This window comes from Hydrogenophaga sp. (genome assembly GCF_030651625.1).
In the GTDB taxonomy this organism is placed as follows: domain Bacteria; phylum Pseudomonadota; class Gammaproteobacteria; order Burkholderiales; family Burkholderiaceae_C; genus Hydrogenophaga.
In genome coordinates this window covers 144953-159193 of the sequence record NZ_JAUSCF010000022.1, presented here as the reverse complement: position 1 = coordinate 159193, position 14241 = coordinate 144953, and the positions used below count along the sequence as shown (strand labels likewise).

Here is a 14241-nt window from a genome sequence, read left to right as displayed (position 1 = left end):
CAGGTGGCTGTACGGGATATGCTTCCAGCATGAAGCTCTACAACTACTTCCGATCCTCCGCTTCCTTCCGTGTGCGCATTGCGCTGGCAATCAAGGGCATTGCCTACGAATACCTTCCAGTGCACATCGCCAAGGGCGAACACCGGCAGGGCGCTTTTGCCGACGTCTCGCTGGAAGGTCTGGTGCCTGTGCTCGAACTCGACGACGGAACCCGTCTGACCCAGTCGATGGCCATCATCGAATACCTTGAAGAAGTGCAGCCTGAGCAAGCCTTGTTGCCCGGTGATCCTTTGGCCCGTGCCCGGGTGCGCGCCCTGTCCCAGATCGTGGCGTGCGAGATTCATCCCATCAACAACCTGCGCGTGCTGAAGTACCTCACCAAGGAACTGAAGGTGGAAGAGGAGGCCAAGAACACCTGGTACAGACACTGGGTGCGCGAGGGGCTGGAGTCTTTTGAGCGCCAGCTCGCGGCCGTGCCTGCGTCACCGTACTGCCACGGGGACACACCGACGATGGCCGACTGCTGCCTGGTACCGCAGATCTTCAACGCGCAACGGTTCAAGACCCCGCTGGACGGCCTCCCGAGAACCATGGCAGTGTTTGACGCCTGCATGGCGCATCCGGCATTCCAGGCAGCCCAGCCTTCGGCTTGTCCCGACGCAGAGGCCTGATGGGCGGGTCTGGAGATCACATGGTTCCCGACTGGCCCGCTCCTGCGGGTGTGCGAGCCGTGTTCACGACCCGCCGTGGCGGTGTGTCCCAGCCACCATTCGACAGCTTCAACCTCGGCCACCACGTGCGCGACGATCCTGCCTCGGTGGCTCTCAACCGAGCCAGCCTGCGTGCCATCACATCACCCGCAGCGCCCGTCTTTCTGCAGCAGGTGCACGGCAACCACATCGCCTGCCTTGACGCCAACGCGCCCGATGGCATCGAGGCCGACGCCTGTGTGGTGCAGGCGGGTACAGGCGTGGCCGCCACCATCATGGTTGCGGACTGCATGCCGGTGTTGTTCGCGTGCGTGTCAGGCGCGGCTGTGGCGGCTGCACATGCCGGATGGAGAAGTCTGGCGGGTGGGGTGATAGAGGCCACAGTGCACGCGCTTCGTGAGGCGGGGTCTGTCACCACTCCCTCGTCGCATGGCGGGCATGCAAACATCGTTGCATGGCTCGGCCCCTGCATCGGGCCGCAGGCTTTTGAGGTCGGGTCAGAGGTCGTGGATGCATTTGTGGCGCTTGATGCCGGCGCGATCGAATGCTTCAGCGCGCAGTCTGCCAATAAATTTCTTGCAGATCTGCCAGCGCTGGTCAGGCGTCGGTTGCAGGCGGTCGGCGTAACGTCGGTGTGGGGCAACGACGGTTCGCTTCCCTGGTGCACCGTGAGCCAATCAGCCCGGTTCTTTTCCCACCGGCGCGACGCCGTCCGTCTTGGTAGCACTGGCCGCATGGCCGCCTGCGTCTGGTTCGGCTGAATGCGCCTGCGCATGAGGTTCACTTTGTTCCGATTGGCGCGCACGGTCCTCCTCGACTTCGCGCGCCTTGATGGCCTTTCTTCGCTGTGGCGTGCGCATCAGGTAAACCACCAACGTCACCGGCATCAAACCGTAAAGAAAAAAGGTCACAATGGCTCCAAGCACGGTACCGGTGGTGTTGGAGGCTTCCGCCACCGACATCATCAGAACCACATAGAGCCAGCCAATCACAACCAGATACACGTTTCACCTGCAGCCCGAGTCAATCTGTCAGGTGACTGGAAGCCAGCCACCCGACACTAGGGAAAACCCGGAATGCGGCCCTAGACCCGAAATCATAAGTCTGCGGCCAAAACACAGGAGACAAGCATGACATCAGGGAAAAATCCCCAGCAACCCTGGCTGGAAGCGGCGCAGCAGTTTCAACAGAATCTGGTGGCCCAATGGACGCAGATGGCCCAGGCCATGCCGGGGGCTGCGGCCCAGGCCGGGGCCAATGGCGGCGCCGATCCCTTCGCGGCGTTCAAGGCCTTCATGCCGCAGAGTGGCGCAGCCAATCCGTTTGGCATGAACATGGCAAACATGGCCAGTGGCATGCCAGGCATGCCTGGCATGGGCGAGCTGTTCAGCAATGCCAACGGTCAGCAGGTCTCTTTCGACTCCGCAAAGTTGCTGGAAATCCAGAAGACCTACATGCAGGAAATGGCAGGCCTCTGGAACCAGGGGCCCCATGTCAAACCCGCGGGGGACCGGCGGTTCGCTTCCGAGGCGTGGGCGAGCAACCCCGTGGCCGCTTTCGCTGCGGCTTCGTATCTGCTCAATGCACGTACCCTCATGGCCATGGCCGATGCGGTACAGGGCGACGCCAAGACCCGCAGCCGCGTTCGCTTTGCGGTGCAGCAGTGGATCGACGCCAGCGCGCCCAGCAACTTCCTTGCGTTCAATGCCGAAGCCCAGAAGAAGGCCATCGACACCCAGGGCGAGAGCATCGCCAAGGGCGTGGCCAACCTGCTGCACGACATGAAGCAAGGTCACGTGTCCATGACCGACGAAAGCGTGTTCGAGGTTGGCAAGAATGTGGCCACCACCGAAGGCGCGGTGGTCTTCGAGAACGAACTGTTCCAGCTCATTGAATACAAACCCCTGACTGCCAAGGTCTATGAGCGGCCCTTTCTGCTGGTGCCACCCTGCATCAACAAGTTCTATATCCTCGACCTGCAGCCCGAGAATTCGCTGATCCGCTACTGCGTGGAGCAAGGTCACCGCACTTTCGTGGTGAGTTGGCGCAACCCTGATGAGTCGCTTGCTCAAAAGACCTGGGACGACTACATCGAAGATGCGGTGATCAAGGCCATCGATGTGACGCAAGACATCACTGGTGCCGAGACCATCAACGCGTTGGGCTTCTGCGTGGGTGGCACCATGCTGGGTACGGCGCTGGCGGTGCTGGCGGCACGTGGCGAAGAGCCTGTGAATTGCGCCACGTTTCTCACCACACTGCTGGACTTCAGCGACACCGGCATCCTCGACGTGTTCATCGACGAGAACTTTGTCAAATACCGCGAGATGCAGTTTGCGCAGGGCGGCCTCATGCCAGGGCGTGACCTGGCGACCACCTTCAGCTTCCTGCGTCCGAACGACCTGGTGTGGAACTACGTGGTGGGCAACTACCTCAAGGGCGAAACCCCGCCGCCTTTCGATCTGCTGTATTGGAACTCCGACAGCACCAACCTGCCCGGTCACTACTACGCGCACTACCTGCGCCAGATGTACCTGGAAAACAACCTGGTGAAACCCGGTCACATGGTGGTCTGTGGCGAGAAGGTCGACTTCCGCAAGGTCAAGATGCCGGTGTACATCTACGGGTCGCGTGAAGACCATATCGTGCCCATTGGAGGCGCTTACGCCAGCACCCAGGTGTTTCCGGGCAAGAAGCGCTTCGTCATGGGTGCTTCCGGTCACATCGCTGGCGTGATCAACCCTGCATCCAAGAACAAACGCAGCCACTGGATCGGCTCTGCCACCAAATACCCGGCTGACGTGAATGACTGGATCGAAAGCGCCACCGAACACCCCGGCAGCTGGTGGACCGACTGGGCCGCCTGGCTCAAGCCGCAGGCGGGCAAGCTGGTGGCGGCGCCCAAGAGCTACGGCAAAGGCAAGACCTACGCTGCGATCGAGCCCGCGCCGGGCCGGTACGTGAAAGCAAAAGCAAAAGCCTAGAGATGACCCACTGCTGCAGCGCTTCGCGCTACCCCCTCAAGGGGGCGATGCGGTGCGGCTCGGCGAAGCCGGTTCCGCCGCATCCTGGGTTCGCACAGTTCGCGCCGGACAGATTTTGATTTTTTCTCACTATGGAGACACACATGGAAGACATCGTCATCGTTTCAGCCGCCCGCACCGCAGTGGGCAAGTTCGGCGGCTCGCTCGCCAAGACACCCGCCACCGAGCTGGGCAGCATCGTCATCAAGGCCTTGCTGGAGCGCAGTGGCGTGCCCGCAGACGCCATCGGTGAAGTGATCATGGGTCAGGTTCTGGCAGCAGGCGTGGGCCAGAACCCGGCCCGCCAAGCCATGATGAAGGCCGGCGTGGCCAAGGAAACGCCCGCACTCACCATCAACGCCGTGTGTGGCTCGGGCCTGAAGGCCGTGATGCTCGCGGCTCAGGCCGTGGCCTGGGGCGACAGTGAAATCGTGATCGCTGGTGGCCAGGAAAACATGAGCGCCAGCCCACACGTGCTGAACGGTAGCCGCGACGGTCAGCGCATGGGCGAATGGAAAATGACCGACACCATGATCGTGGACGGCCTGTGGGATGTGTACAACCAGTACCACATGGGCATCACCGCCGAAAACGTGGCCAAGGCACACGGCATCACCCGCGAGATGCAGGACGCCCTGGCTGCTGGCAGCCAGGCAAAGGCCGCCGCTGCGCAGGCCGCTGGCAAGTTCAATGACGAGATCGTCGGCGTGAGCATTCCGCAGCGCAAGGGCGATCCGGTGCTGTTCAACAGCGACGAGTTCATCAACGCCAAGACCACCGCCGAAGTGCTGGCCGGTCTGCGCCCCGCCTTCGACAAGACAGGTTCGGTGACCGCCGGCAACGCATCGGGCATCAACGACGGTGCCGCCGCCGTGATGGTGATGAGCGCCAAGAAGGCCGCTGCCCTGGGCTTGACGCCACTCGCGCGCATCGCCGCCTTCGGCACCAGCGGCCTGGATCCCGCCACCATGGGCATGGGCCCGGTGCCCGCATCACAGAAGGCACTGGCCAGAGCCGGCTGGAAGGCCGCCGACGTGGACCTCTTTGAACTCAACGAGGCCTTTGCCGCGCAGGCTTGTGCAGTGAACAAGGCGCTGGACATCGATCCGGCCAAAGTCAATGTCAACGGTGGCGCCATTGCAATCGGGCACCCGATTGGTGCGTCGGGTTGCCGCATTCTTGTGACGCTGTTGCACGAGATGCAGCGCACGGGCGCCAAGAAGGGCCTGGCCGCCTTGTGCATTGGTGGTGGCATGGGGGTTTCCCTTGCTGTGGAGCGCTGATTTACTGGTTACAGTGAATCAGCCGGATCACAGGGCGTGATCTGCTATCGAATTCATATCAACTGCCAGCAAGGCACACTTCAGAGGAGCAAACAACATGAGTCAAAAAATCGCGTACGTCACCGGCGGCATGGGTGGCATCGGAACCGCCATCTGCCAGCGGCTTCACAAGGAAGGCTTCAAGGTCATTGCCGGTTGCGGCCCCACGCGCGACCACCAGAAGTGGATCGATGAGCAGAAAGCCCTGGGCTACACCTTCTACGCCTCGGTGGGCAACGTGGGTGACTGGGATTCCACTGTGGAAGCATTCACCAAGACCAAGGCCGAGCATGGTGTCATCGATGTGCTGGTCAACAATGCCGGCATCACCAAGGACCGCATGTTCCTGAAAATGACGCGCGAAGACTGGTCGGCCGTGATTGAAACCAACCTGAACTCCATGTTCAACGTCACCAAGCAGGTGGTGCCCGACATGGTCGAAAAAGGCTGGGGCCGCATCGTCAACATCAGCTCGGTCAACGGCGAAAAAGGACAGGCCGGGCAGACCAACTACTCGGCCGCCAAAGCCGGTATGCATGGTTTCTCCATGGCACTGGCGCAAGAGTTGGCCACCAAGGGTGTAACGGTCAACACCGTGAGTCCCGGCTACATCGGTACCGACATGGTCAACGCCATTCGTCCCGACGTGCTGGAAAAGATCGTGGCTACAGTGCCCGTGAAGCGCCTGGGCAAACCCAGCGAGATCGCATCCATCATTGCCTGGTTGGCGAGCGAAGAGGGCGGTTATGCCACCGGTGCCGATTTCTCGGTCAACGGTGGATTGCACATGGGCTGAATGTGCCCACCCCCGCGCCGCGCCTGCGGCGCGTCACCCCCTCAAGGGGGCAACATCTGCGGCCCGGCAAAGCCGGTTCCGCGATGTTCTGGATCGAGGCACTTCGCCTTTCCCAAACCCGCTTCGGCGGGTTGTTTTTTGATGGCTGGGATAATCGCCGTCATGTCATCTGAACCTGCTTTGTCTCCCTGGCGCCTGTCCGTCGCGCCCATGATGGACTGGACCGATCGGCATTGTCGTTACTTCCACCGTCTGCTGACCAAGAAAACACTGCTTTACACCGAGATGGTGACGACGGGTGCGCTGATGCATGGCAGTGTGCAACGGCACCTGCGGTTCAATGAGGAAGAGCATCCGGTGGCCCTGCAGCTTGGTGGGAGTGATGCGGTGGAGTTGGCCGCAGCGGCAAAGCTGGGCGAGCAATGGGGCTACGACGAGATCAACCTGAACTGCGGCTGTCCCAGTGACCGGGTGCAGCGCGGTGCCTTCGGCGCCTGCCTCATGGCGGAGCCTGCGCTGGTGGCCGATGGGGTCAAGGCCATGGTGGATGCGGTGTCGGTACCGGTCACCGTCAAGCACCGCATCGGTATCGACAAGACCGAGAGCTATGCATTCGTGCGTGACTTTGTGGGCACGGTCAGCGAGGCAGGTTGCTCGGTCTTCATGGTGCATGCGCGCAATGCGTGGCTGCAGGGCCTGTCACCGAAGGAAAACCGGGAAGTGCCCCCGCTGCGCTACGAACTGGCCTACCAGCTCAAGCGCGACTTTCCTCAACTCACCATCGGCGTGAACGGCGGTATCACGACCAACGAGCAGATCGACATGCACCTGGCTCACGTGGACGGTGTGATGGTGGGGCGAGAGGCGTACCACCATCCCTGGCTGATGACTTCATGGGACGCGCGATTCTGGGGGGCGGCCGCTTCCGAGGTGACGCGCGATGAGGTGGAGGAGTGGATGGTGGCTTACATGGAGCGCGCCCATGCCGAGGATGGATGCCCCTGGTACGCGATTGCCCGGCACATGCTGGGCCTGCGGCACGGTTTGCGCGGTGCGCGACTTTGGCGGCAGGTGTGGAGCGACCACCGCCTCAAGCCCCTGCCTCCCCGGGAGGTCTGGGCCTTGGCAAGGGCTCATGTGGTGGCAGAAGAACACCGCTCGCCTGAGTCGGTGGCCTCGGGCGTGGTGACGGCATGAGCGAAAAGGCGCGGCTCGAGCCCTTGCCTTGGCCATTGGAGTCCGTGCACATTTACCTGGACTCGCCTGCAGGTCGTCTGGCTGTCTATGCAGCGAACGACGTCATTGGCGGCTCGCGGGTGCCACTGTTGCTGGTGCACAGCGTCAATGCAGCGGCATCGGCCATCGAAATGGCCCCGTTGTTCGAACACTACCGAGTCAGCCGCCCGGTCTGGGCGTTGGATCTGCCGGGATATGGGCATTCTGATCGCGCCGACCGCCTGTACACGCCCAGGCTGATGACCGATGCGGTGCTGGCCGTGGTCCAGCACATGGTGGAGAGAGCCGGCTGCAGCCGCGTCGACGTGCTGGGCCTCTCGCTGGGCAGCGAGTTCGTGGTCCGCGCGCAGCTTGAGTCGAAGGGGTGTATCCGCCGTGTGGCCTTGGTGAGCCCTACTGGCTTCAACGCACGAAAGCCGCGTCGGGGGCCACCCGGCAGCACACTCATGGTGCCGTGGCTGTACCGGTTCTTCACCAAGCCGTTTTGGGGTGAGCGTCTCTTCCGGCAACTGACCCGCCCCGGCGTGATCCGTTATTTCCTGCGCCGCACTTTCGGACGAAAAGAGATCGATGAATCGCTCTGGCGCTACGCCGCGGCGACGGCGCGCCAGCCTGGTGCCCATCACGCGCCGATCTGTTTCCTGTCTGCGGTGCTGTTCAGTGGCGACATTCAGAATGTTTACGAAGCGCTGAAATGCCCTGTCTGGGTGAGCATGGCGACCCGGGGTGATTTCACCCGCTATCAGGGCAGGCACACGCTGGATGGACGCACCAACTGGCAATTTCACGAAATAGAAGGCGGCGCCATGCCATATTTTGAAGATCTCAAGGGTTTCACAGATCGGCTAGATCCATTCTGGCGCTGAGCTACACCGCCCCGGCGCGGCAGGTCGATCCACATTCGAGTGAGCGATCCGGGTGCTGTCTGCCCTGCTTCAGGTTGCGGCTTCGAGGCCGTTCTGAAAATGCTCACGCATGCGGGCCATCGCCAGTTCGCCGTTGCGGGTGCGCAGTGCCTGCATGACCGCCCGATGCTCAGCCAGCGAGTCGCTGATGCGCCCTGCCTTGAAGAGCGAATGGTGGCGGTTGAGTTTCATCACCTTGCGCAGGTCGCCCACCATCTGCTGGCGCCAGCGGTTGTCGGCGATTTCCAGCAACTTCAGGTGGAAGCGTTCATTGACGGAAAAGAATCGCTCGCGCTCGGCTGTGGCAGACTCCAGTTCGTCATGCAATGCCTGCAACTCGATCAGCTGGGCATCAGTGGCCTTCGTGGCGACCACGCCTGCCGCATCGGATTCGAGCAGCGACAGCAGGTGGTAGACATCACTGAGGTCTTTCTCGGACACTTCAGTGACGTAGGCGCCTCTTCTCACCTTCATGGTCACCAGGCCCTCGGCGGCCAGCACCTTCAATGCTTCACGCAAGGGCGTGCGGCTGATACCGTAGGCTTCGGCGAGCTTGAGTTCGTCGATCCAGCTGCCAGGTTCGAGCTCCCGGCTGAAAATGCGCTGACGCAGGAGCTCCGCCACTTCTTCATACAGTGCGCGGGGGGCAAGTGACTGGACAGGCATGGAAAGGTGGATGGTTGTTGGTGCGTGTGACGGACCAGATTGTAAGCCGGTCGGAATATTCTGCATCAATAATTATGAATCATGTAAAATCCGTGCCGACATTGCCACGGCCTTCCTGATACCTTTCACGCCACGACCATGACCTCCAAGCACCCTGAATTCGCACCCGTCAACCTGGACGCCTGGACGCAGGCGGCGCGCAAATCGGCCCCAGGGGGCGACCTGCAGGCGCTGAACTGGGTGACCCCTGATGGCATCACAATCAAGCCGCTGTACACCGCTCAGGACACGGCCCACCTGCTGCACACCGATACCTTGCCAGGCTTCGAGCCTTTCCTTCGCGGCCCGCAGGCCACGATGTACGCGGTGCGCCCCTGGACGATCCGCCAGTATGCAGGCTTCTCTACCGCCGAAGAGTCCAACGCTTTCTACCGCAAGGCGCTGGCAGCGGGTGGACAAGGCGTGTCGGTGGCGTTCGACTTGGCCACCCATCGCGGGTACGACAGCGACCACCCGCGTGTGACGGGTGACGTCGGCAAGGCCGGTGTGGCCATTGACTCGGTGGAGGACATGAAGGCCCTGTTTGACCAGATCCCGCTGGACAAGGTCAGTGTTTCCATGACCATGAACGGTGCGGTGCTGCCGGTGCTGGCCGGCTATGTGGTGGCGGCCGAAGAGCAGGGCGTGGCCCAAGACCAGCTCAGCGGAACCATACAGAACGACATCCTCAAGGAGTTCATGGTTCGCAACACCTACATCTACCCGCCTGAGCCGTCGATGAAGATCATCGGCGACATCATCGAGTACACGGCGCAGAAGATGCCGAAGTTCAACTCGATCAGCATCAGCGGCTACCACATGCAGGAAGCCGGCGCAAATCAGGCGCTGGAACTGGCCTTCACGCTGGCAGATGGGCAGGAGTACGTGAAAACGGCGATCGCCAAAGGCATGGACGTGGATGCCTTTGCCGGACGGCTGAGTTTCTTCTGGGCGATCGGCATGAACTTCTATCTGGAGATTGCCAAAATGCGCGCAGCCCGGCTGCTGTGGACGCGCATCATGAAAGGCTTCAACGCCAAGAACCCCAAGAGCCTGATGTTGCGCACGCATTGCCAGACCTCCGGATGGAGCCTGACCGAGCAGGACCCTTACAACAACGTCGTGCGCACCACCATTGAAGCCATGGCTGCGGTGTTTGGCGGCACGCAGAGCCTGCACACCAACAGCTTTGACGAAGCCATCGCACTGCCCACCGAGTTCAGCGCCCGCATCGCGCGCAACACGCAGCTGATCATCCAGGAAGAGACTCACATCACCAGCGTGGTAGACCCCTGGGCGGGCAGCTACATGATGGAAAGCCTCACACAGGAAATGGCCGACAAGGCCTGGGAGATCATCGAAGAAGTGCAGGCCATGGGCGGCATGACCAGGGCCGTGGACAGCGGCTGGGCCAAGCTCAAGATCGAGGCTGCGGCCGCCGAGAAGCAGGCGCGCATCGACAGTGGCAAAGACGTGATCGTTGGTGTCAACAAATACAAGCTCAAGACCGAAGACACCATCGAGGCGCGCGACATCGACAACGTGGCGGTGCGGGATGGGCAGATTGCCCGCCTGCAACAGATCAAGGCCAGGCGCGATGCTGCCAAAGTGCAGGCCGCGCTCGAAGCGCTCACGGCCGCCGCCGAAAGTGGCGAAGGCAACCTGCTCGATCTGTCGATACAGGCGATCCGTTTGCGCGCCACGGTGGGCGAGGTGAGCGACGCGCTGGAGAAAGTCTACGGGCGCCACCGCGCCGATACACAAAAGGTGACCGGTGTGTACGCTGCTGCCTACGATTCCGCCGAGGGCTGGGACGCCCTCAAGACCGAGATCAATGCCTTCGCTGAAGCGCAGGGCCGCCGACCGCGCGTGATGATCAGCAAACTCGGCCAGGACGGCCACGACCGCGGCGCCAAGGTGGTGGCCACGGCCTTCGCCGACCTCGGTTTCGACGTCGACATGGGTCCGCTGTTCCAGACGCCCGAGGAATGCGCGCGCCAGGCCATCGAGAACGACGTGCATGCGGTGGGCGTGTCGACGCTGGCCGCCGGCCACAAGACCCTGGTGCCGGCCATCATTGCCGAGCTGAAGAAGCAGGGCGCTGACGACATCATCGTGTTCGTGGGTGGTGTGATACCGCGCCAGGACTATGAGATGCTGTATGAGGCTGGCGTGAAGGGCATCTACGGCCCAGGCACGCCGATTCCGGCCAGTGCGAAGGATGTGCTGGAGCAGATCAGGAAGGCGCTGCGTGCAGCTTGAGTATGCGCCTCGAACACAGGTTTGTTTGGTCGCGCAGAGTCAAATGTTGTTTGAGCTGAGCCAATGTCCGTTCGGGCTGAGCCTGTCGAAGCCTTCACCCACACAGTCCGCGTGAAACCCTTCCACGTCTATCTGTTGCTGTGCCGCGATGGCACCTACTACGTCGGCCATACCGACGAACTGGAGGCGCGCCTGTCGCATCACGAAACCGCGAACGAGGGGTACACCGCGACGCGCAAGCCAGTCCAGCTGGTATGGCAGGGCCAGTTTGAGTCGCGTGAAGGTGCCTTGGCTTTCGAGCAGCAGATCAAGGGATGGTCGCGGGCCAAGAAAGAAGCGTTGATTGCGGGCGACTGGGAGCGGGTTCAGGCGTTGGCGCGTTCGAATCAGGGCCTGGATGGGCTTCGGCCAGCTCAGCCCGAACGGAGCGTGGTGCCGTCCGAATGGAGTGAAGCGCAGGCCGAACGAATTGGAACGCAGCTCAACCGGGGTAGCGCACCGCCCGAAAGGAAAGTTTTCCCTCGCGAACCCACCATTCCCGTTCGTCCTGCGCCTGTCGAAGGGCTTACCCACAAGGTGGCGTCCATTCTCGACGCGATCGTCAGCGGTCAGGCCATGCTCCAGCGCCGTGCTATCGCCAAGGCCATCACATTGCTGGAGTCCACCCGCGCTGACCACCGCGCGCAGGGAGACGAGCTGCTCACCGCCTTGCTGCCCCACACCGGCAATGCCTTTCGCCTGGGCATCAGCGGGGTGCCGGGCGTGGGCAAGAGCACCTTCATCGAGGCGCTCGGCCTGTACCTGATAGAGCAAGGCCACCGCGTCGCGGTGCTGACCGTCGATCCGTCCAGCACGGTCTCGGGCGGATCCATCCTGGGCGACAAGACGCGCATGGAAAAGCTCTCGGTTCATGAGCAGGCCTATATCCGACCCAGCCCTAGCAGCGGCACTTTGGGTGGCGTGGCTGAGAAGACTCGCGAAGCCATGCTGGTGTGTGAAGCCGCCGGTTACAACATTGTGATCGTTGAGACCGTGGGAGTGGGCCAGAGCGAAACAGCGGTGAGTGGCATGACCGACATGTTTGTGCTCATGCAATTGCCCAACGCGGGCGACGACCTGCAGGCGATCAAGAAGGGTGTGATGGAGCTTGCCGATCTGGTGGTCATCAACAAGGCCGATCTCGATCCCGACGCCGCAACACGTGCCCGTGCGCAGATCACGTCGTCGCTGCGCCTGCTCGGGCTGCAGGGCCACCCCGAGCATGCCCACCACGACGAACGCATCTGGCACCCGCAAGTGATCCAGCTCAGCGCATTGAAAAACCAGGGTGTCGAAGCGTTCTGGAGCGAAGTGACCCGATTTCGCCAACTCAGGAGTGCCGGCGGACAGCTCGCTGCCCGTCGCCAGCAACAAGCCCGCGCCTGGATGTGGGAGCGCATCGACGCAGGACTCAAGCACCGCTTCCGCACCCACCCGGCTGTGCGTTCCGCGCTGGATGCCACCACGCAGCAGGTGCTGGCGGGTACATTGCCAGCGAGCACCGCAGCGCGTCAACTGCTTTCCGTTTACGAATCCGACGCCGTTCGGGCTGAGCCTGTCACAGCCCTTGAACCACCCCCACTCCGCCCATCGACAGGCTCAGGGCGACCGGAGATTTGAGCGACCCTCACCATGCAAGACATCCTTCAACAACTCGAAGAAAAGCGCGCCCGGGCCCGATTGGGTGGCGGGCAGAAACGCATCGACGCGCAGCATGCCAAAGGCAAACTCACGGCGCGCGAGCGTCTCGATGTGCTGCTGGACGAAGGCAGCTTTGAAGAATGGGACATGTTCGTCGAACACCGCTGCACCGACTTCGGCATGCAGGACAACAAGATTCCCAGCGATGGTGTGGTCACCGGCTACGGCATGATCAATGGCCGTCTGGTGTTCGTGTTCAGCCAGGACTTCACCGTGTTTGGCGGCGCCTTGTCCGAGGCCCACGCTGAAAAAATCTGCAAGATCATGGATCAGGCCATGAAGGTGGGTGCCCCTGTGATCGGTCTCAACGACTCGGGTGGCGCCCGCATCCAGGAGGGTGTGGCGTCGCTGGGCGGGTACGCCGAAGTGTTTCAGCGCAATGTGATGGCCAGCGGCGTCGTGCCGCAAATCAGCATGATCATGGGGCCGTCGGCCGGCGGTGCGGTGTATTCGCCTGCCATGACCGACTTCATTTTCATGGTGAAGGACTCGTCGTACATGTTTGTGACCGGCCCCGAGGTGGTGAAGACCGTGACGCACGAGGAAGTGACGGCAGAAGAACTGGGCGGTGCCATCACGCATACCACCAAGAGTGGCGTGGCAGACCTGGCGTTCGACAACGACGTTGAAGCGCTGCTCATGCTGCGCCGGCTTTACAACTACCTGCCACTCTCCAACCGAGAAAAGGCGCCGGTGCGGCCCAGCGGTGACCCCATCGACCGGGTGGAGGTGAGCCTGGACACGCTGGTGCCCGATAACCCGAACAAGCCATACGACATGAAGGAACTGATCGTCAAGACGGTGGACGATGGCGATTTCTTCGAGTTGCAGCCCGAATACGCGAAGAACATCATCATCGGCTTCGCGCGCATGGACGGCCAGACCGTGGGCATTGTGGCCAACCAGCCGCTGGTGCTGGCCGGGTGCCTGGACATCAAGAGCAGTATCAAAGCCGCGCGCTTCGTGCGCTTCTGCGACGCCTTCAACATCCCAGTGATCACTTTCGTGGACGTGCCAGGCTTCATGCCCGGTACCTCGCAGGAGTACGGCGGCATCATCAAGCACGGCGCCAAACTGCTTTATGCGTACGCCGAGTGCACCGTGCCCAAGATCACCGTGATCACCCGCAAGGCCTATGGTGGTGCCTACGACGTGATGGCTTCCAAGCATCTGCGAGGTGATGTGAACTTCGCTTGGCCCAATGCAGAGATCGCGGTCATGGGCGCCAAGGGGGCGGTGGAGATCATCTTCCGCGAGGACAAGGGCGACCCCGAAAAGCTCGCGGCGAAGGAAGCCGAATACAAGGCCCGCTTCGCCAACCCGTTCGTGGCCGCCAACCGGGGCTACATCGACGACGTGATCATGCCGCACAACACGCGCAAGCGCATTTGCCGATCGCTCGTGATGCTCAAGGACAAGAAGATCGAGAACCCGTGGCGCAAGCACGGAAACATACCGCTTTGAGATGGCCCACCCCCGCGCCGCGCTTCGCGAGTCACCCCCTCAAGGGGGCATGCCAGCGGCCCGGCAAAGCCGGTTCCG

Annotated in this window: 11 protein-coding genes and 2 pseudogenes; 11 read left to right on the top strand and 2 right to left on the bottom strand. The window is 62.0% G+C overall.

The genetic code is table 11. The annotated features are described in order from the left end of the window. Window positions 1–29: 29 nt before the first annotated feature. Together maiA and pgeF are read left to right on the top strand one after the other, a co-directional pair. A complete protein-coding gene (gene maiA, locus Q7V46_RS08670) occupies window positions 30–671 on the top strand; it encodes a maleylacetoacetate isomerase (protein ID WP_304913125.1) in 642 nt (213 codons plus the stop codon). Between the two features lie 20 nt (window positions 672–691). Beyond that, the gene (gene pgeF, locus Q7V46_RS08665) at window positions 692–1471 is read left to right on the top strand and encodes a peptidoglycan editing factor PgeF (RefSeq protein WP_304913124.1); all 780 of its coding nucleotides are present in this window, start codon (window positions 692–694) and stop codon (window positions 1469–1471) included. Here pgeF and Q7V46_RS08660 read toward each other — a convergent pair. Further along, window positions 1388–1714, bottom strand: a complete 327-nt coding sequence (locus tag Q7V46_RS08660; RefSeq protein WP_304913123.1) for a hypothetical protein — start codon at window positions 1712–1714, stop codon at window positions 1388–1390. The genes pgeF and Q7V46_RS08660 overlap by 84 nt on opposite strands. Before the next feature lie 126 nt (window positions 1715–1840). Here Q7V46_RS08660 and Q7V46_RS08655 point away from each other — a divergent pair, with 126 nt between their 5' ends. The 5 genes from Q7V46_RS08655 (at window position 1841) to Q7V46_RS08635 (ending at window position 7953) form a co-directional block, all read left to right on the top strand. Further along, complete coding sequence (locus Q7V46_RS08655) at window positions 1841–3694, top strand: alpha/beta hydrolase (protein ID WP_304913122.1); 1854 nt, start codon at window positions 1841–1843, stop codon at window positions 3692–3694. Between the two features lie 143 nt (window positions 3695–3837). After that, window positions 3838–5016 carry an acetyl-CoA C-acetyltransferase gene (locus Q7V46_RS08650; protein ID WP_304913121.1) on the top strand — a complete coding sequence of 393 codons (1179 nt, stop codon included), beginning with the start codon at window positions 3838–3840 and terminating at the stop codon, window positions 5014–5016. A gap of 97 nt (window positions 5017–5113) precedes the next feature. Continuing rightward, the gene (gene phbB, locus Q7V46_RS08645) at window positions 5114–5851 is read left to right on the top strand and encodes an acetoacetyl-CoA reductase (protein WP_304913120.1); all 738 of its coding nucleotides are present in this window, start codon (window positions 5114–5116) and stop codon (window positions 5849–5851) included. Between the two features lie 162 nt (window positions 5852–6013). After that, window positions 6014–7048: a tRNA dihydrouridine(20/20a) synthase DusA gene (dusA, locus tag Q7V46_RS08640; protein ID WP_304913119.1), complete on the top strand. Its 1035-nt coding sequence runs from the start codon at window positions 6014–6016 to the stop codon at window positions 7046–7048. After that, complete coding sequence (locus Q7V46_RS08635; RefSeq protein ID WP_304913118.1) at window positions 7045–7953, top strand: alpha/beta fold hydrolase; 909 nt, start codon at window positions 7045–7047, stop codon at window positions 7951–7953. Before dusA ends, Q7V46_RS08635 begins: the two co-directional genes overlap by 4 nt. A gap of 69 nt (window positions 7954–8022) precedes the next feature. Here the strand turns inward: Q7V46_RS08635 and Q7V46_RS08630 are convergent, their stop codons facing one another. After that, window positions 8023–8658 carry a GntR family transcriptional regulator gene (locus Q7V46_RS08630; RefSeq protein ID WP_304913117.1) on the bottom strand — a complete coding sequence of 212 codons (636 nt, stop codon included), beginning with the start codon at window positions 8656–8658 and terminating at the stop codon, window positions 8023–8025. A 138-nt stretch (window positions 8659–8796) separates the two neighbouring features. On the opposite strand from Q7V46_RS08630, the gene scpA reads away from it, so the two are divergent. The 4 genes and pseudogenes from scpA to Q7V46_RS08610 all read left to right on the top strand — a co-directional run bounded on the left by scpA (window position 8797) and on the right by Q7V46_RS08610 (window position 14163). Beyond that, window positions 8797–10959, top strand: coding sequence for a methylmalonyl-CoA mutase (gene scpA, locus Q7V46_RS08625; RefSeq protein WP_304913116.1), 2163 nt, complete (start codon window positions 8797–8799; stop codon window positions 10957–10959). A gap of 63 nt (window positions 10960–11022) precedes the next feature. Next, window positions 11023–11280, top strand: a pseudogene (locus Q7V46_RS08620) (GIY-YIG nuclease family protein); the annotation flags it as partial. A 255-nt stretch (window positions 11281–11535) separates the two neighbouring features. Next, window positions 11536–12549: pseudogene (gene meaB, locus Q7V46_RS08615) on the top strand (methylmalonyl Co-A mutase-associated GTPase MeaB); the annotation flags it as partial. 81 nt (window positions 12550–12630) lie between these two features. Then, a complete protein-coding gene (locus Q7V46_RS08610; RefSeq protein WP_304913115.1) occupies window positions 12631–14163 on the top strand; it encodes an acyl-CoA carboxylase subunit beta in 1533 nt (510 codons plus the stop codon). The last annotated feature ends 78 nt before the right edge of the window (window positions 14164–14241 follow it).